The organism is Bosea sp. NBC_00550 (assembly GCF_026020075.1).
Classification (GTDB): domain Bacteria; phylum Pseudomonadota; class Alphaproteobacteria; order Rhizobiales; family Beijerinckiaceae; genus Allobosea.
Genome location: NZ_CP102772.1, coordinates 3472757 through 3489164, shown reverse-complemented (window position 1 = coordinate 3489164; position 16408 = coordinate 3472757). Strand labels below are relative to the sequence as shown.

The 16408-nt window shown below is 64.6% G+C and carries 19 protein-coding genes; 9 read left to right on the top strand and 10 right to left on the bottom strand.

Annotated features, from left to right (window positions below):
* Positions 1-5: 5 nt before the first annotated feature.
* Positions 6-1088 (bottom strand): alkene reductase, encoded by a 1083-nt coding sequence (locus tag NWE53_RS16740; protein ID WP_442864843.1) that lies wholly within the window; start codon positions 1086-1088, stop codon positions 6-8.
* 157 nt (positions 1089-1245) lie between these two features.
* Here NWE53_RS16740 and NWE53_RS16735 point away from each other — a divergent pair, with 157 nt between their 5' ends.
* Positions 1246-2193, top strand: a complete 948-nt coding sequence (locus tag NWE53_RS16735) for a LysR family transcriptional regulator (protein WP_265050507.1) — start codon at positions 1246-1248, stop codon at positions 2191-2193.
* On the opposite strand, the gene NWE53_RS16730 is transcribed toward NWE53_RS16735, so the two are convergent.
* The 5 genes from NWE53_RS16730 to NWE53_RS16710 all read right to left on the bottom strand — a co-directional run bounded on the left by NWE53_RS16730 (position 2177) and on the right by NWE53_RS16710 (position 5726).
* Positions 2177-2587 carry an SRPBCC family protein gene (locus NWE53_RS16730; RefSeq protein WP_265050506.1) on the bottom strand — a complete coding sequence of 137 codons (411 nt, stop codon included), beginning with the start codon at positions 2585-2587 and terminating at the stop codon, positions 2177-2179. The genes NWE53_RS16735 and NWE53_RS16730 overlap by 17 nt on opposite strands.
* 96 nt (positions 2588-2683) lie before the next feature.
* A complete protein-coding gene (locus tag NWE53_RS16725; RefSeq protein ID WP_265050505.1) occupies positions 2684-3790 on the bottom strand; it encodes a major royal jelly family protein in 1107 nt (368 codons plus the stop codon).
* On the bottom strand, positions 3753-4193 hold the full coding sequence (locus NWE53_RS16720) for a cupin domain-containing protein (RefSeq protein ID WP_265050504.1): 441 nt from the start codon (positions 4191-4193) through the stop codon (positions 3753-3755). The genes NWE53_RS16725 and NWE53_RS16720 overlap by 38 nt, the downstream gene beginning before the upstream one ends.
* 132 nt (positions 4194-4325) lie before the next feature.
* Positions 4326-4487, bottom strand: a complete 162-nt coding sequence (locus NWE53_RS16715; protein ID WP_265050503.1) for a hypothetical protein — start codon at positions 4485-4487, stop codon at positions 4326-4328.
* A gap of 114 nt (positions 4488-4601) precedes the next feature.
* Entirely contained in the window at positions 4602-5726 is a 1125-nt protein-coding gene (locus NWE53_RS16710) for a zinc-dependent alcohol dehydrogenase family protein (protein ID WP_265050502.1), read from the bottom strand.
* 469 nt (positions 5727-6195) lie between these two features.
* Here NWE53_RS16710 and NWE53_RS16705 point away from each other — a divergent pair, with 469 nt between their 5' ends.
* From NWE53_RS16705 to NWE53_RS16695, 3 genes are all read left to right on the top strand, one after another.
* Complete coding sequence (locus NWE53_RS16705; RefSeq protein ID WP_265050501.1) at positions 6196-6723, top strand: peptidase associated/transthyretin-like domain-containing protein; 528 nt, start codon at positions 6196-6198, stop codon at positions 6721-6723.
* A complete protein-coding gene (locus NWE53_RS16700; RefSeq protein ID WP_265050500.1) occupies positions 6704-7339 on the top strand; it encodes a ferric reductase-like transmembrane domain-containing protein in 636 nt (211 codons plus the stop codon). Before NWE53_RS16705 ends, NWE53_RS16700 begins: the two co-directional genes overlap by 20 nt.
* Before the next feature lie 262 nt (positions 7340-7601).
* Positions 7602-7961 carry a nuclear transport factor 2 family protein gene (locus NWE53_RS16695; RefSeq protein WP_265050499.1) on the top strand — a complete coding sequence of 120 codons (360 nt, stop codon included), beginning with the start codon at positions 7602-7604 and terminating at the stop codon, positions 7959-7961.
* A 94-nt stretch (positions 7962-8055) separates the two neighbouring features.
* On the opposite strand, the gene NWE53_RS16690 is transcribed toward NWE53_RS16695, so the two are convergent.
* The 3 genes from NWE53_RS16690 to NWE53_RS16680 are packed head-to-tail and all read right to left on the bottom strand — an operon-like array spanning position 8056 to position 11739.
* The gene (locus tag NWE53_RS16690) at positions 8056-9099 is read right to left on the bottom strand and encodes an ABC transporter ATP-binding protein (RefSeq protein ID WP_265050498.1); all 1044 of its coding nucleotides are present in this window, start codon (positions 9097-9099) and stop codon (positions 8056-8058) included.
* Positions 9096-10676: an ABC transporter permease gene (locus NWE53_RS16685; protein ID WP_265050497.1), complete on the bottom strand. Its 1581-nt coding sequence runs from the start codon at positions 10674-10676 to the stop codon at positions 9096-9098. The genes NWE53_RS16690 and NWE53_RS16685 overlap by 4 nt, the downstream gene beginning before the upstream one ends.
* Positions 10677-10731: 55 nt before the next feature.
* On the bottom strand, positions 10732-11739 hold the full coding sequence (locus NWE53_RS16680) for an iron ABC transporter substrate-binding protein (protein ID WP_265050496.1): 1008 nt from the start codon (positions 11737-11739) through the stop codon (positions 10732-10734).
* Between the two features lie 242 nt (positions 11740-11981).
* Here NWE53_RS16680 and NWE53_RS16675 point away from each other — a divergent pair, with 242 nt between their 5' ends.
* Positions 11982-12257 (top strand): hypothetical protein, encoded by a 276-nt coding sequence (locus NWE53_RS16675; RefSeq protein WP_265050495.1) that lies wholly within the window; start codon positions 11982-11984, stop codon positions 12255-12257.
* Positions 12258-12284: 27 nt separating this feature from the next.
* On the opposite strand, the gene NWE53_RS16670 is transcribed toward NWE53_RS16675, so the two are convergent.
* Entirely contained in the window at positions 12285-13040 is a 756-nt protein-coding gene (locus NWE53_RS16670; RefSeq protein ID WP_265050494.1) for an AraC family transcriptional regulator, read from the bottom strand.
* A gap of 94 nt (positions 13041-13134) precedes the next feature.
* Here NWE53_RS16670 and NWE53_RS16665 point away from each other — a divergent pair, with 94 nt between their 5' ends.
* The 4 genes from NWE53_RS16665 to minE all read left to right on the top strand — a co-directional run bounded on the left by NWE53_RS16665 (position 13135) and on the right by minE (position 16354).
* On the top strand, positions 13135-14328 hold the full coding sequence (locus NWE53_RS16665) for an MFS transporter (RefSeq protein WP_265050493.1): 1194 nt from the start codon (positions 13135-13137) through the stop codon (positions 14326-14328).
* A gap of 187 nt (positions 14329-14515) precedes the next feature.
* Entirely contained in the window at positions 14516-15250 is a 735-nt protein-coding gene (gene minC, locus NWE53_RS16660; protein WP_265050492.1) for a septum site-determining protein MinC, read from the top strand.
* A 28-nt stretch (positions 15251-15278) separates the two neighbouring features.
* On the top strand, positions 15279-16094 hold the full coding sequence (gene minD, locus NWE53_RS16655) for a septum site-determining protein MinD (RefSeq protein WP_265050491.1): 816 nt from the start codon (positions 15279-15281) through the stop codon (positions 16092-16094).
* Positions 16091-16354, top strand: a complete 264-nt coding sequence (gene minE / locus NWE53_RS16650; protein ID WP_265050490.1) for a cell division topological specificity factor MinE — start codon at positions 16091-16093, stop codon at positions 16352-16354. The genes minD and minE overlap by 4 nt, the downstream gene beginning before the upstream one ends.
* Positions 16355-16408: the final 54 nt, after the last annotated feature.

The window sequence follows — 16408 nt, the reverse complement described above, 5'->3', positions numbered from 1 at the left end:
CGGGCTCAGGCGACTTTCGCGTCTTCGTAGGTCGGGTAGTCGGTGTAGCCGCGCGCGCCGCCGCCGTAGCTGAGCTCGCGATCAGGCGTGACAAGCGGCCAATCGTTGCGCAGCCGCTCGACCAGATCGGGGTTGGCGATAAAGGGTTCGCCGAACGCGGCGATATCGATCAGCCCCTCCGCAATGTAACGTTCGGCCAGCTCCCTGGTCATCCCGCCGGCGAGCACGAGCGTGCCTCGAAAGCGGGCCCGGAATTTCGCCAGAAAGCCTGCCGGGATAGGCGAGCTCCCTCGCGAGCGCTGGTCCATGAAATGGACATAGGCGATGTTTCGTTTCGAGAGTTCGTCGGCGATGTGCAGATAGGTCTCTTCGATCTCCGGGTACTGTCCCATGTCGAAGAGGCCGCCATAGGGCGAGAGGCGTATTGCCGTCCGCTCGGGGCCAATCGACTCGATGACGGCGTCGACAGCTTCGACCAGGAAGCGGACGCGGCCTTCGAGCGTGTCACCTCGATAGGCATCGGTGCGGTCATTCACCAGCGGGTTCAGAAACTGCTCGATGAGATAACCATTGGCGCCGTGAAGTTCGACTCCGTCGAAGCCCGCATCGATCGAATTGCGTGCTGCCTTGGCGAAATCCGCAATGACGCCTCCTACCTCCTCTATCGACAGTGCGCGCGGCTGCGATACGTCGACAGCGCCGGGCGTGCCATCAGCGGTCAGACCCCAAGCCTGCGAGTTGCGCGCGATCTGTGCGGTCGAACTGACCGGCGCGATGCCGCCCCGCTGATTGGAAACATGGCTGACCCGCCCGACATGCCATAGCTGGGCAAAGATGGTGCCACCCTCTTCATGCACCGCCTCGGTCACCCGGCGCCACCCGGCGACCTGCTGGCTCGTGTAGATGCCGGGGATGAAGAGGAATCCCTCGGCGGAGGGCGAGATCGGGGTTCCCTCGGTGACAATCAGGCCGGCGCCCGCGCGCTGGCGGTAATACTGCGCAGTGAGATCGTTGGCGATGCCGTCCGGGTTTCGCGACCGGGTCATGGGGGCCATCGCGATGCGGTTCGAGAGCGTATGGCCGCGCATGGCGAAGGGCTCAAACAATTTGCTCATCTCTAGAATCCTCATCGGATTGGAAATGGCGGCTCGATGTCGCCTGGCCCTGCAAGATGGCGGTGGGGCGCCTGCTTGATAATCCGCTCACGCTTCATCTAATCTGTGATTCAATTTCAAAGGCGAGCGCATGGACAACCGGGCAGGCGAGATGCAGGTCTTCCTGCGGGTTGTTGAAGCCGGCAGCTTTTCCGAGGCTGCACGGCAGTTGCTGACGACGCCATCCACGGTGAGCAAGCTCATTGGCAGGATCGAGGACCGGCTCGGCGTGCGACTCGTCGAACGCTCGACGCGGCGCCTTTCGCTCACTGACGAGGGGCGGCTCTATTATGAGCGCAGCAGCGCCTTGCTCGCGGAGCTCAACGATATCGAACGCGAGCTCGCGCAGGGGGCGGGTCACGCCAGCGGCACTGTGCGCGTCAACGTGTCGGTCGCTTTCGGAGTGCACGGATTGGTGCCGCTGCTGCCGGCATTCTGGGAGGCACATCCCAACATCATCGTGGATGTCTCCCTCTCGGACGAGATCGTCGATCTCTATCTCGATCGGACTGACATCGCATTCCGCGTCGGGGTGCTGCCCGACTCGAATTTGATGGCGCGCAAAATCGGCTCTGCCTCCCGGCGGATCGTTGCCGCTCCAGCTTACCTCGAAAAGCACGGCGTGCCCCTCACGGTCGAAGATCTCGACGGGCATAACTGCCTTGGTTTCAATTTCCGGCGAGCGGCTCCGGTCTGGCCCGTTCGGCAACACGGGCATATCGTTGACCGGTTGGTTCGCGGCAGTCTCCTCGCCAATAACGGGGAGACCGTCCGTCAGATGGCGCTCCAAGGCGTGGGGTTGGCACGGCTGGCCGACTTCCATGTCGATCCCGACCTCGCCGCCGGACGTCTTGTCGAAGTGCTCGCGGATCCTGCCACGGCCGATTTCGAGGAGGTCCATGCCCTTTATCTTGGCGGGCAGCGCGTGCCGCAACGCGTGCGCGCCTTCCTCGATTTCATGGTGCCGCGGCTGCAGGCCTTCATGGCGAACGGACGCGCGCCGGCCTCCGCCGGCGGCTCGGTCAGCCCTGCTCGATAAGCTGTTTCAGCGCCGCCAGGCCCTCGCGATAGACCGTTTCGTAGCGTGCGATGGCCTCGGTCGGACTGATACCTATCGGGCTGAAGCTGCTCGACCAGGTTGCTACCGCTCCGCCTTCCTCGTCGCGGACAGACATGACACCGACATAGCCCGATACCGGGTCCGGACTGTCGAGGTGAGCATAGCTGTAGCGGTGCTCGGTCTGGCTGAATTCCAGCAGTCGTTCGACAATTGTCGCGCCGTTCGAGGTTACAAGCCGGCGAACACGCCCACCGTCGCTAAGCTCGCTGCTGATGACCATATTCAGCCAGCGGGGCAGGAAGTCGAACCCGCCCATGGACCAGACGCGTTCCGCGGATGCGGCAATCGCGACGGAAACCCTCACCTCGATCATCGCTCTTTCCTTTTCAAAACGGGCTGAACCGCCCGCTCTTTCGGCCAAAGCTCGCCACGATCTTCCCGTGTGAAGCCGTGTGGTCGAAGGTGACGATCAGGCCACCTTCTCGGCTTTCATCGGCGCATCGACGCGGATGCGCAGCAGGCGGAACGGCGGGGAGCTTTCATCCACGCCGCCATTGAGGACGGGGAGGCGATGCAATTGATTGGCGGTAATGTAGAGCCAGCGTCCTTCGCTATCGAGTTCGACCCCGTCGGGCCAAGCGAGCCGGTCGCGATCTTGAGCGAGGATCGAGTAGCCCATGGGCGAGGCCAATCCAATCGCGCTGTTCTCGACATCGGTCACATAGATGTTGCCGAGGGCGTCGACGTCGAAGCCGTCACAGCGCGGTTTGGCGCACCAGTACTCCATCTGCGCCGCGAGCGCCGCGACGTCGCTTTCGTCAGCCAGTGCGTCGGCAGGGATCCGATGGACGGACGTTCCTGACATCGCGCCGAAATAAACCCATTTCCCAAGGGGATCCATCGCGATCGGGTTGAGCCCGTAGCGATAGGGAACGAGTTCGCCGTCCGCCATTCGAAGCGATATCGTCTTGCCGTCGACCCGCACCGGGTCTTCGCTGGGCATCAGCGTGGGGTGCGCCTCGAGCATGCGCCGGGACAGGCCGGTATCGAGATCAACAACGATGATCGCCGGGTAGTCGCTGGCCCCGCCTGGATTCAACGTCATGTCGGCGATGTAGATGCGCCGGCGGCGGCGATCGATGACGAAATCCTGGGCGAAGGAACTCGGCCGCAGGACGTTTTGCGGCAGGACAATCACCTTGTGAAGTCGGTTCTCGTAATCATTCCAGCCGACGAGCTTCGGCTGGTGAGTGCGATCACCGAGATCGAGCATCCAGACGATGCCGTCCGCATCCGCCCGAATGCCAATTACGCCAGCCATCCCTCGGCCATCGGGCCGTGGCTTGCCGGCCCAGAACTCATCGGGATAGGGGGTGTGGTTGCCGTCGCTTGCGATGGCCCGAACCGCGAATTCGGGAGCGATGATCGCCGAGATGGAGACCAGAACCCGCCCGTCGCGCATCACCGTCGGGTTGCCCGGCCGCTCGTCGGGAAAGATGGCGACCGTTTCCAATTGACCCTTGTTCATCATCGCCCCCTTACGATTTCGGCTGAATGAAACCGGCGGGCGTTCCATCCGCCGGTTCGACAAAGATGATGTCGCTCGGTTCGCGGCGCGGCGTATCCACCGAAACCATGAACAGCGGGTGCTCGATGATCTCGGGCATGCCGTGCACCGTGCCCTTCTTGAAGAACAGCATCTGGCCAGGGCCGACTTCAAAGGGCTCGCGCTCGCCCATGAAGAAGCGCCCGCGGCCCGACAGCACGATCAGGTACTCGTCGCAGGTCGCGTGGTAATGCGCTGGCGTAGGGCGATAAACGCGGAAGACGCGCGCGCTCGCTTCGTCCTCGTCGGTCAGCCGCGCATCGACGAGGAGCGATTCCGCAGTCTCCGGGAAAGTCGTGATGATTTCAGTGAGGTCAAAGGCGGCGTGAGGGGCCGCCTCTACAAGCTTTTTGCGTTGGTGCGTCGGGGCCATGGCGAAGTCCTTTGCATCTGGCGCCTTGCTGAGCGGCGCCTGGTCCGCAGCGAACCTAGGCCCGTCGAGTCGCAGGCAGAATGAGGTGGCGACGAACAGGATTTGAGAACCGAAAGCACAGATGATCAGTCGCTAGCCCGGCGCGGGATCATCCTCGCGGCGCCGGTGGCGAAGACCGGACGGAAGCCCGGCTTTCACCAGCGGAATCGGCATCGAGCCGGTGACCACGGCATCGGCGACCGAGGATACGAAGCGCGGATTCCGGCAAGAACCGAGCGCCGTGCGCACAGCCACGAATGCCGCCGTGGCCGACGAGCGCACACGGGTTGGTGGAGTGTCGGTTGCAGCGGGGCGCATGCCGTTCCCGCATTGCCAATGCTCGAGGATCGGCAGGAGTTTTTTATAGCGTTAGAATTCGATGACTTGGCGCACCGCGCTGCCATCATGCAGCCGGTCGAAGCCTTCGTTGATGTCTTCAATTTTCAGCTTGCCGCTGAGCAACTTGTTCACGGGGAGGCGCCCGTCGCGATAAAGGTCGACGAAGCGCGGAATGTCTCGGACGGGTACGCAGGTGCCAATATAGCTGCCCTTCAGGGTGCGTTCCTCGCCGACCATCTGCACCACATTCACCGCCAGCGCGGAACCGGGTGGCGGCAGCCCCGCCGTCACCGTCGTGCCACCCCGCTTCGTCATCTTGAAGGCGTTGTCGAGGGCGCGGATCGAACCCGCCATCTCGAAAGCATAGTCGGCTCCGCCTCCGGTCCATTCGCGAACCTGCTCAACAGCATCCTCGTCGCGGCCATTGACCACCGCGGTCGCCCCCAGCTCCTTGGCTAGCGCAAGCTTCTCGGGCGAGAGATCGACTGCGACGATCTTGCTGGCGCCCGCAGCCCGCGCTCCCAGGACTGATGCGAGGCCGACACCACCGAGGCCGATCACGACTGCCGTAGATCCCATTCGAACCCTCGCCGTATTCACGACCGCGCCGACACCGGTCAGCACCGCGCAACCAAACAGCGCGGCTTCGACGAAAGGAAGGTCGCGGTCGATCTTCACGAGAGAGTTACGGGATACGACCGCATGCTCGGCGAAGGCTGAAACGCCGAGATGGTGATGAATTCTCTCGCCACTGCCGCTCAACCGGACCGAGCCACCGATCAACGTACCTGCTGCGTTCGCGACGGCTCCCGGTTCACACAGGGCCGGACGTCCCTCAGCGCAGGGACGGCAATGGCCACAACTCGGCATGAAGACCATGACGACGTGGTCTCCGGGCTCAAGATCGTCGACGCCCTCGCCCAGCGCTTCGACCACGCCGGCGGCCTCGTGCCCCAGGGCCATCGGCATGGGACGGGGCCGGTCGCCGTTGATGACGGAAAGGTCGGAATGGCAAAGGCCTGCTGCTCCGATGCGGACCTGCACTTCGCCGGGTCCCGGCGGGGCCAGGTCGATCGTTTCGATCACGATCGGCCGGCTCTGGGCATAAGGCCCTGGGATGTTCATCTGCCGCAAGACGGCTGCCTTGACCTGCATGTTCCTATCTCCGGTTGGGCCGAAACGTGACGGCCTTCACACCGGAGCTTGCAGAGGCCCTGTCATGCCCGGAAGCAGGCGAGGCTTCGCATCAGTTGGGAAGCGAATTCGGGAATAGCGCGCGCCGAACCGGCCTATGGTCGCTCATCCAAGGCCTGCTGCGGTGGAAGCGCAGGCCAAGCAGCTGATCTCAGACTTGCCACCTTTTCCGTCAACGCGACCCATCCAACCGATCTCGGCGAGGAACAGAATTTTTTCGCTTGCAGTCCGTATAAAAAGAAATATGATATATGATAATTTAAGTCAGATCATTCCCCGATCGGTTATCCGGCGGGCCGCATTCCTTCGTCAGCTCGGCTCTCGCTGAATGCGGAACCGACGCCCTGGTCGTCCGCCGGCAGGAGGCGCCCGGGAACCTTCTCGCCAAGGGGAGGGCTGCAGACATTCAAAACGTTTGAAGGAGCAGACAATGACCGGCAAGATCATCGATCGTAGAGCTGTTCTCGCGGGCGCGGCCGCCGTGGGGGCTGCGGGATTGCTGCCGCGCTCCTTCACATCCGCCATTGCGCAGTCGTCGGTGAGCAGCACGTTTTCCCCAACCGAGACGATGCCCGGCGGCTCCAATAACTACGTTCCGAACGCGCCGGTGGTGCGGAATCTCGGCACCGGCTTCGTCGCGTCGGGCGTGGTTCGCAGGGCGGGCGATGGCGCGCCTCTGCCCAATGTCCGGATCCAGATCTGGGCCGCCACCGAGCGCGGCGGGGAGCGGGTTGCAAGCAACCGCGGCAGCGTCATGACGGGGGCGGATGGCGGCTACCGGCTTGAGATTTCGCCGATAGTTCCCCAGTTCGGACAGCCGCACATTCATATTGCCTATGACGACCCCGGCTTTGCGACGCTGTTCCTGCGACCCGTATTGAACAGTCGGCATGATACGAGCATCACGGCCGATTTTGTCCTCGCGCCGGAGGTTTTGAATGGGCCGCGCCGGAGTTGACGGGCGCCGCATTGCAGCATGGATCGTGGTGGTGGGCATTGCCGCAGCGCCGGTCATCGCCGCCGCGGCAAATCCGCTGCAGGGCGGGCGAGAGATGCTTTGGATCATGGGCGGCATGGCCGGGGTGGTGGCGCTATGCCTGCTGTTCGTTCAGCCGCTGCTGATGGCGGCCGCACCGCCGCTGCTTGCGGCGAGAGAGGGCGTCCATTGGCACCGCTGGGGCGGAATAGCGATCGTCGCCGTGGTGGCATTGCATGTCGGTGCGCTCTACGCCTACAGCCCGGACGACATGACCGATGCGCTGCTGCTGGTCGCACCGACGCCGTTCTCGCTCTACGGAGTGATCAGCCTGTGGTGCCTGGTGCTGATGGCCGTGCTGGTGGCGACCCGGCGTTTGCTACGGTTTGGCTATCGGCTCTGGCGCATCCTTCACAGCGTACTGGCGGTGGCTGTTGTCGGCGCCGGCGCGATACACGCCATTCAGATCGAAGGGGTGATGGAGGAATACTCCAAGCTCTCGGTCTGCATCGCGGCGCTGGCGGCGACAACTGTCGGCGCGCTTGAGGTCAATGTGCTTGCGCCCTTACGTCGCCGGCGGATTCTCCAAAGCATATAGGTCAGATAGCGTCGACCTGAGACACCTTCTTACGCGTAGCGTTCTACAGTTTCAGAAGATTTTTGTTCGGGGGGCGTCGTATCTGTTCTCAATATGAGCCCGAGTCCCTGTAATAAAATGGCAATGGAATTGCTAAATAAAGTATATCGACTGATTTACTCATAATACGAATTTCTTATTCGATTCTGTAAATTACATATTTATCTCGCAAATTTCGGTGTGCTTTTACGCCGCCCCAACCAGAATAACCGGAGAGTATTCGATGACGATAGACCATTCTGATGTGACATCGATGTCCAGGAAAGTCCTGGAACATCATATGGGCGCGTTTGCTGCGGGCGTGGACGAGGTTCTTGCCGACTATACGGATGAATCAGTGGTGATCACGTCGAAGGGCGCCATTCGCGGCCTTGCGGAGTTGCGCTTGTTTTTCCAAGGGTTCATCGATAGTGCGGCGCCTGCATTCTGGGACGCCTATGTCCTCGAAAGCAAGGTTTGTGATGGCGAATACGCGTTCATTACCTGGAATGCGAAACCTTTCGTGCCCTTCGCTACCGATACATTTCTCATACGCGATGGAAAAATCCTGATGCATACCTACGCTTCGGTGGTCGTATCGTAGGATTGCGGTCGGTATTGAATTCGTAATTTACCGACCGACGCCGGCCCTACATCATTGCCGCGCTGGCTGAGAGCGGACGTTTGCGATCGAGACCCTAGACGGTGGGGGGCAACAGAAACGCTGCCCCTCTTACCGATATCGAAACGGTCTCTCCGATCTGCGGCTGATCGACACTCGAAACCTGTGCGGTGAAGCTGATCGCCTCCGCCCCGTGATGTACCCGCAGCGTCACGGTGCATTGGGCACCCTGGAAAGAGACGTTCTCGACATGAGCTTCAGGACCCGAGCCCTCCAGCGAAAGCTGGAACTGCTCGGGCCTGAGCATGATGACGCCTCTTCCGCGGCGGTCCCCCGTCTCCGCTGGGAGCTTGCCCAGCCCGCAGGTGACGGTGCCGCCTCCGATCTCGGCTTCGAGCAGGACGGCGTTGCCGAGGAACAGCGCGGTGTCGACATCCATCGGATGCCAATAGAGCTCGGTCGGCCTGCCCGATTGCACCAGGCGGCCTTCACGCATGACCGCGAGCTGATCGGCAAAGGACAGAGCCTCGGCCTGATCGTGCGTGACCAGGATCGTCGTGATTCCGGCCTGGGCCAGCACGCGTGCCACAGCCTGCCGGACATTCTCGCGCAGCCCCGTATCGAGCGCGGAAAACGGTTCGTCGAGGAGCATCAGGATCGGCTTCCGGGCGAGCGCCCGGGCGAGCGCGACACGCTGCTGCTGTCCTCCCGAGAGCTCATGCGGCCGGCGGGTGAGCATCGCGGTATCGAGCTCGACGAGCTCCATCAGTTCACGCAATCGGGTCGCCCGGTCCGGCTCGGTCCGCGGGATGCCGAAGCCGAGGTTGCCGGCGACGTCGAGATGCGGAAACAGCGCCCCGTCCTGAGCGACATAGCCGATCCGGCGCCGGTGCGCGGGCGCGATCGCCGGTCCGTCGGCCAGGGTCTGCCCGTCGAGCGTCACCCGGCCGGTATCGGGAGCCTCGAAACCGGCGATGACGCGCAGCAGCGTCGTCTTGCCCGAGCCGGAAGGGCCGACGATGGCGACACGGCTGCCCGCCGCCACGGAGAGGGACACGCGGTCCAGCGCCGCTATCGCGCCATAACGCTTCGAGACATCCGAAATGACGAGCTGGGTCATGAGCCGAGGGATTTGCGGGCCTGAGCGTGCAGCAGCGCGGTCATCGGCAGCGACAGGAGGATCATCAGGACGGCATAGGGCGCGGCCTTCGCATAGTCGAGTTCGCTTGTCAGCGCCCAGAACTCGGTCGCCAGCGTGCTGGTGCCGTTGGGCGCCAGCAGCAACGTGGCCGTCAGCTCCGTCGCCACGCCCATCGCCACCAGCGCCATCGCAGCGGCAACTCCGGGCGCCGCTAGCGGCAGCGTCACCGCGAGAAGGGCTCGCGCCGGGCTGCGGCCAAGCGACATCGCAGCCCGCTCCAGCTCGACCGGCACTTGCGCGATGCCGGCACGCAGCCCCACCAGCGCACGCGGCAGGAACATCAGGATATAGGCGAGGATCACGGTCGCGACCGTCTGGTAGAGCGGCAGGGCGATGCGCACCGTCACCGTGACGAGGGCCAGCGCCACCACGACGCCCGGGAGTGCACCTAGATAGCTGTGGCAGCTCTCCAGGAAACGGGTTGCGCGGCCGGGGGCGCGTACCGACAGCCAGGCCATCGGCAGTGCGGCCGCCACGGTCGCCAGCGCCCCGAGACCGGCATAGCCCAATGTCCCGGCGAGGGATGCGGCCAGCGCATCCTGCCGCCAGACATCGTCTCCCGCCACCATGAGCCAGCGGGAGAGCGTCAGCATGGGCACGCCGAGACTGAGCGCGGCGAAGGCGAGCGGCAGCGCGAGCGCCGGGACCCGCCAGGCTCCGAGCCCTTGCGGCGGGGCGGGACGCGGCGCGCCGGAACCGAGCCGGGCATAGCGCGCGTTGCCGCGCAGCACCCATTCGAGCCCGATCAGTCCGAAGCAGTTCAGAACCAGCACGCCCGCGAGCATGTTCGCTGCCGGGCCGTTATAGCTCGACTGGAACTGATCAATGATCGCGGTGGTGAAGGTGTCGAAGCGGATCATCGCGTAGAGCCCGTATTCGGCCAGCAGATGCAGCCCGACGAGAAGGCTGCCGCCGCAGATGGCGAGCCGCAGCTGCGGCAGGACCACCCTCATGAACACGCGAGACGGAGACTGCCCGAGCGAGGCGGCGGCATGCTCGAGCGCAGGATCGATCCGGCGCAGTTGCGCGGCGACGGGCAGATAAAGGAACGGCAGATAGGCGAGGACGGACACCAGCACCGCCGCCGGCAGCCCGTGAAAGCGGGGCAGCAGGCTGAACCAGGCATAGGACTGGACGAAGGCGGGCACGGCGAGCGGCGCGACGGTGAGCCAGGAGAAGAACTTGGCTCCCGGCATGTCGCTGCGCTCGGTGAGCCAGGCCAGCGCGACCGCGAGCAGGATTGCGGGTGGCAGCGTGCACAGTTCGAGCAGCAGCGTGTCGACGAGCAATTCGCCGACACGGGGGCGCCAGATCAGGGCGAAGGCCGTCTGCCAGCCTGTCTCGATCGCAATCCACGCGATGAACCCGAGCGGCAGCAGCGCGCATAGCGAGACGGCGCCGGCGAGCAGCAGCGTCGCCCGGCCGGCGAGATGGCGCTGCCGCCTGAGCGGCAAGACCGGCAGAGCCGGCGTGTCGAGGGAAAGCGAAACGGTCATGGGAGAAGGCGCGTGCGAGGGGCTCTCGCACACGCCATCAGCCGGCACAATTGCGTCAGAGCAGGCCGGCAGCGGTCATCAACTCGGTGACCTTCTTGCTGTCGAGCTGCGAAGGCTCGACCTTCGGCGCGTCGAGCTTGGCGATCGGCTCCAGCTTCGGATTGGAGGCCTCGCCGTTGCCGATGGCGTATTCGAAGGAATCGCCGTCGCGCAGGACGGCCTGCCCATGCTTGCCGCCCATCCATTTCACGAAGGCTTCGGCCTCCTTCTTGTGCTTGCTGGATTCGAGAACGCCGGCGCCCGACGTGCTCAGGAAAGCGCCGGGATCCTGGTTGCGGAAATAGTGCAGGGAGACGTTGCTGCTGTTCTCGGCCGTCTTCGCCTGGTCGCCGAAGAAGTAGTAGTGGTAGATCACCGCGCCTTCGACCTCGCCGGCGTTCACGCCCTTCATGGCGACGCTGTTGCCGCGATAGGCGCTGGAGTTTTCCTTCATGGCCTTGAGCCAGTCGGCGGTGATCTTCTCGCCCTTGAGGACGAGAAGCGCGCCGACGATCGCCTGGAAATCGGCGCCCGACGGCGAAGCCGCCCAGCGGCCCTTCCACTTCGCATCGGCGAGGTCGAGCATCGACTTCGGCAGGTCGGCTTCCTTCAGCTTGCGCTTGTCATAGGCGAAGACGGTGCTGCGCGCGGCGACGCCCGTCCAGCGCCCGCTCGTGGGGCGGAACTGGGCCGGCACCTGATCGAGGATGTCCTTGGGCAGCGCCTCGAACAGGCCGGCCTTCTCGACCAGCACCATGGCCGGAGAGTTTTCGGTGACGAAGACGTCGGCGGGGGAGGAGGCGCCCTCCTGGACGATCTGGTTGGCGAGTTCGGTGTCGGAGCCCTTGCGGATCGTGACCTTGATCCCGGTCTCCTTGGTGAAGCCATCGGCCCAGGCCTGGGTCAGGCTGGCGTGCTGGGCGTTGTAGACCGTGATGCCATCCTGGGCACTAACCGCGCCCGCCGCAGCGAGGGAGATGGCGAGAACACCAATTCGAAGAGCGAGGGACGAATAGGACCTCATGGCGACCTTCTCCTGCCAATACAGATTGCGCGATGGGCCGGCGTTAGATTCCCATGGGTCACGGCTGTCAATTATTATCGCTCAGTTTATAATCATTTGAAACAATGAGCCCTCTCCTGAGCACCGCAGCGGACGTCAGCCATCCGCCAATGGCGGGCTTGGGGCTGCAAGCCGGAGGGTTGCTGCCGCCATGCTGGAACTTGATCCGGATGCGGAGGTTCGACTCTGGGAGGAGTGAACCCATGAACATCGATCGAGACCGCAAAACCGATACGCCCGCGGGCTACTCGACGGCTCGGCGCCCCGGGCAACCCGGGGAGGAGAACGAGCATCGAGCCGGCCCAAACCCGCGCTCGGCTCACCCGACCGGTCCACATGCGCCCTATGAACCGCGCGACTCCGAAGGCCTTGCTGCCGAGAAGCACCACTCCGGCACCGTCGAAATCGGAGGCGGCGAGGTTCCCGAGCGCGAGCCTAGCGGAACCATCAAGGTGATCGACCTCAAGAAGCCCGGCTAGTTCTCTCGGAAAGCAGGCCGGCTCTGTTCACCAGGACAGGTCTGCGCTGCCAAGGACCCGCGAGGCGGCTGTGCGCAGCGCCCGCAGATCGGCATAGCCGACGGCGCGGGCGATGCGGTGCGGAGGGCTGCCATCCGTCGCCATAGCCAGCGCGCGCACCACGCGCATGCGTGTCCGCCATTCGCCGAAGCTCATGCCGGTATCCGCGCGGAAACTGCGGGTCAGCGTGCGCCGGCTTGCTCCCGCGCGCTGGGCCCAGTCGTCGAGATCGAGGTTCGAGGCGGGGTCCTTCAGCAGTGCATCGCAGACACGCCGCAATCGCGGATCTCGCGGCAGAGGCAAGGTCAGAGGTGTTTCGGGGGCACGTGCGATCTCGTCCAGGATCAGCGCAGCGAGATGTCCGCCGCGCCCGCCTTCGTCATAGAGGAGGAGCTCGGCCGCCAGTGCCACCAGCGAGGAAGCAAGCAGCGGCGTCACCTCAAGCACACGACAGCCCTTCGGCAGAATTCCGACGGCTTCGGGCGCGATATAGGCCGAACACATCGAAACCTGCCCGTGCATTCTCACCTCATGGGAAAGCCCCGGCGGAATCCACAGCGCATGGCGCGCGGGCAGAATCCAGGTGCCGTCCTCCGCCGTCACCAGCGTCAAGCCGGTGGTGGCGTAGAGCAATTGGGCGCGCGGATGACTGTGCCAGCCGGTGCTCGCGCCCGCCTCATAGGTCCTGGGCATGACGGCGACTGCGCGCGGAACCGTTTGATAGGCGTCGCTTTCGCTCCGCATGGGCGCGCTCCTTTTGGCCCGATCATGCCGAATAACGGCCCGACGGGCGCAGCGGGTCAAGGTAGAAGAGTCCGTCGCCGCCAAGAGCATGCCCATGAGCCCCGAGACGCTGTCCAAGCGAACGCTCCTCTTCGTCAATGCCGCGCATGCACTCGATCATTTCGTGCTGCTGATCTATCCGACGGCCGTGATCGCCATCGCGGCGCAGACCGGCCTGAGCTACGCCGAGCTCATCGGGCTTGCGACGGGCGCCTTCGTCGCCTTCGGCCTGTGTTCCCTGCCGATGGGATGGCTTTCGGATCGCTTCGGCCGGCGCAACATGCTCGCCGTGTTCTTCCTCGGCTATGGGGTTTCCTGCCTCGGCGTCGCCAGCGCGAACGGGCCGACGGCCTTCGCGGCCTGGCTGCTCGTGCTCGGCGTGGCATCGGCGATCTATCACCCGGTCGGCTCGACGATGCTGGTCAATCATGCCCGCCAGCTCGGGCGCGATCTCGGGATCAACGCGGTCTGGGGCAATCTCGGCGCGGCTTCGGCGGCCGGCGTCACCGCCCTTCTGGCGGCAAGCCTCGGCTGGCGCGCTGCCTTCGTGCTGCCCGGCCTCGTCTGCCTCGCGCTTGGAGCGGCCTTCATCGCGCTCGTTCCCGGTGACGGGACGCCACATGCGAGCCGGACCGGGAAGACCGAGCTCATCCCGGTCAGCCGTCCGCTGGCGCTTCTCGCCGTGTTCGCCGTCGCGGTCATCGCCGGCGGCATGACCTTCAACATCACCACGATCGCGCTGCCGAAAGTCATCGACGAACGGCTCGGCCTCGACCTGCCGCTGGCGCTCATCGGCTCCCTGGCGACACTGGTCTTCGTGTTCGGGGCCGGAATGCAGTGGCTGATGGGCCGATTGGTGGACGGTTATACGCTGCCTTCGCTGTTCGTCGGCCTTGCTCTCTTCCAGCCGCTCGGCCTTGTGATCGCGGCCACGACGCAGGGCCTGCTGCTGCTGGTCGGCCTCGTTCTGACGATCGCCGCGATCTACGGGCAGGTCGTCGTCAACGATGCGATGGTCGCCCGCTACGTGCCGGCCCAGCACCGCGCCAAGGCGTTCAGCGTGCGATATTTCCTCGGCTTCACCGTGAGCGGTTTCGTCGTTCCGATGCTGGCGCTCCTGCATGCGCAGGGCGGGTTCGGATTGGTCCTGGCTGGCGCCGCCGTGTTCGGCCTGATCGTCTGGCTTGCTTCGCTGGCGTTCTACTGTCTCGCGCAGGGAGCGTCGGAGACGGCCGCTCCGGCGGAATAAGCGGGTTATCCCAGGCGAATTCCGGCTGAAACTCAGGCCGCCGTCGCGCGCAACGAGCGGCTCTTGCCCCCGGCCTCGGCCGGACGGTCCGGCGCATGCCGTCGGCTTCTCCCGTGGATACGAGCCAGCGGTTTACCGCTTGTTAACCATACGCTCGATACACCGAAGAAACCGAAAATTTACCAAGATGACCGGCGTGTTAACCCAACCCCGACCCATTCGTCTCAAGGGGCGCAGCTTCCTTGCGCTGTCGCTGACCCCGGAGCTTCCCTTCGAAGACTGGCTGGTGCGGCTCGACGACCTGGCCTCGCGCTCGACCGGCTTCTTCATGCGGCGGCCGGTGGTCCTCGACATCACCGGGCTGGATGTCGACCGTCCCCAGCTTCGTGACCTGATCGACAGGCTCGGCACCCGCAACGTGCGGATCATGGGCATCGAGGGCGCGCGCCCCTCGCTGCTCGGGGCGGATCTGCCGCCGGCGATGACGGATGGCCGCCCGACTTCGGATATCGAGGTGCCCGCGGCGGAAGAGGGCGGCCAGCCTCATGCGCCCGAGAGCGCCGCCCCGCCGGCCATGCCAATGCCGAAGGCGGCGCCTTCCCTGGTCGTGACCCAACCCGTCCGTTCCGGCCAGTCGGTGATCTTCACCGAAGGCGACGTGACCATCGTCGGCTCGGTCGCCTCGGGGGCCGAGGTCATCGCGGGTGGCTCGATCCACATCTACGGCACGCTGCGGGGCCGGGCCATGGCCGGAACGATGGGCAACGCCTCGGCGCGCATCTTCTGCCGCAAGCTCGAAGCCGAGCTCGTCGCGATCGACGGCTACTACAAGACGGCCGAGGACCTGGAAACGGACCTGCGCGGGAAGGCCGTCCAGTTCTGGCTGGAAGGCGACAGTTTCAAGGTCGGATCACTCGCCTAAGGCGCGTCCACATCAACAGGAGAGGTCAATGGGCAAGGTCATCGTGGTCACATCGGGCAAAGGCGGCGTCGGCAAGACGACGTCGTCGGCGGCGCTTGGCGCAGCCCTCGCCCAGAACGGCGAGAAGGTCGTGGTCGTCGATTTCGACGTCGGCCTGCGCAATCTGGACCTGGTCATGGGCGCCGAACGGCGTGTGGTCTACGACCTCGTCAACGTGATCCAGGGCGAAGCCAAGTTGACCCAGGCGCTGATCCGCGACAAGCGGCTCGAGACGCTCTACCTGCTGCCGGCCTCGCAGACGCGCGATAAGGACAACCTGACGGCGCAGGGCGTCGAGGCGGTCATCGGCGCCCTTAAGCATTCGTTCGACTGGGTGATCTGCGACAGCCCGGCCGGCATCGAGCGCGGCGCGACGCTGGCGATGCGCCATGCCGATATCGCCATCGTCGTCACCAATCCGGAAGTCTCTTCGGTGCGCGATTCCGACCGCATCATCGGCCTGCTCGATTCCAAGACGCTCAAGGCCGAGAACGGCGAGCGCATGGAGAAGCATCTGCTCCTCACCCGCTACGACCCCGTCAGGGCCGAGCGCGGCGACATGCTGAAGGTGGACGACGTCCTCGAAATCCTGTCGATTCCGCTGCTCGGCATCGTTCCGGAAAGCATGGACGTGTTGCGGGCGTCGAACGTCGGCTCTCCCGTCACGCTGGCGGACGAGCGCAGCGCGCCGGCGATCGCCTATTTCGAAGCGGCGCGCCGGCTCAAGGGCGAGGCCCTGCCGATCACCATCCCCGGGGAGAAGCGCGGCTTCTTCGGCAAGTTCTTCGGAAGGAAAGCGGCATGAACCTGCTCCGTCTTTTCTCCCGCTCCCAGTCGGCCCCGGCTGCGCGCGAGCGACTGCAGGTGCTGCTGGCGCATGAGCGCGCCGCCGTCGGCGACTCCGACCTCGTCACCAAGCTCAGGGATGAAATCCTGCGCGCGATCTCGAAGCACATGCAGGTCGACGACGAGAAGGTCAGCGTCCGCATGGAACGCGGCGCTCAGGTCTCGACGCTGGCTGTCGACATCGAGATCCCGTTCGACGCGGGCAAAAAGGCGGCCTGACGGCCGCTCTCTCCGATCCGCGCCTCGACCGACCGAGGGTCTGGCCGGCCTCGT

Bases quoted from the DNA above. Each gene is read 5' to 3' on its own strand.
- NWE53_RS16740 (WP_442864843.1), bottom strand. From the start codon at position 1,088: ATGCGCGGCCATACGCTCTCGAACCGCATCGCGATGGCCCCCATGACC.
- NWE53_RS16735 (WP_265050507.1), top strand. From the start codon at position 1,246: ATGGACAACCGGGCAGGCGAGATGCAGGTCTTCCTGCGGGTTGTTGAA.
- NWE53_RS16730 (WP_265050506.1), bottom strand. From the start codon at position 2,587: ATGATCGAGGTGAGGGTTTCCGTCGCGATTGCCGCATCCGCGGAACGC.
- NWE53_RS16725 (WP_265050505.1), bottom strand. From the start codon at position 3,790: ATGGAACGCCCGCCGGTTTCATTCAGCCGAAATCGTAAGGGGGCGATG.
- NWE53_RS16720 (WP_265050504.1), bottom strand. From the start codon at position 4,193: ATGGCCCCGACGCACCAACGCAAAAAGCTTGTAGAGGCGGCCCCTCAC.
- NWE53_RS16710 (WP_265050502.1), bottom strand. From the start codon at position 5,726: ATGCAGGTCAAGGCAGCCGTCTTGCGGCAGATGAACATCCCAGGGCCT.
- NWE53_RS16705 (WP_265050501.1), top strand. From the start codon at position 6,196: ATGACCGGCAAGATCATCGATCGTAGAGCTGTTCTCGCGGGCGCGGCC.
- NWE53_RS16700 (WP_265050500.1), top strand. From the start codon at position 6,704: ATGGGCCGCGCCGGAGTTGACGGGCGCCGCATTGCAGCATGGATCGTG.
- NWE53_RS16695 (WP_265050499.1), top strand. From the start codon at position 7,602: ATGACGATAGACCATTCTGATGTGACATCGATGTCCAGGAAAGTCCTG.
- NWE53_RS16690 (WP_265050498.1), bottom strand. From the start codon at position 9,099: ATGACCCAGCTCGTCATTTCGGATGTCTCGAAGCGTTATGGCGCGATA.
- NWE53_RS16685 (WP_265050497.1), bottom strand. From the start codon at position 10,676: ATGACCGTTTCGCTTTCCCTCGACACGCCGGCTCTGCCGGTCTTGCCG.
- NWE53_RS16680 (WP_265050496.1), bottom strand. From the start codon at position 11,739: ATGAGGTCCTATTCGTCCCTCGCTCTTCGAATTGGTGTTCTCGCCATC.
- NWE53_RS16675 (WP_265050495.1), top strand. From the start codon at position 11,982: ATGAACATCGATCGAGACCGCAAAACCGATACGCCCGCGGGCTACTCG.
- NWE53_RS16670 (WP_265050494.1), bottom strand. From the start codon at position 13,040: ATGCGGAGCGAAAGCGACGCCTATCAAACGGTTCCGCGCGCAGTCGCC.
- NWE53_RS16665 (WP_265050493.1), top strand. From the start codon at position 13,135: ATGAGCCCCGAGACGCTGTCCAAGCGAACGCTCCTCTTCGTCAATGCC.
- minC (WP_265050492.1), top strand. From the start codon at position 14,516: ATGACCGGCGTGTTAACCCAACCCCGACCCATTCGTCTCAAGGGGCGC.
- minD (WP_265050491.1), top strand. From the start codon at position 15,279: ATGGGCAAGGTCATCGTGGTCACATCGGGCAAAGGCGGCGTCGGCAAG.
- minE (WP_265050490.1), top strand. From the start codon at position 16,091: ATGAACCTGCTCCGTCTTTTCTCCCGCTCCCAGTCGGCCCCGGCTGCG.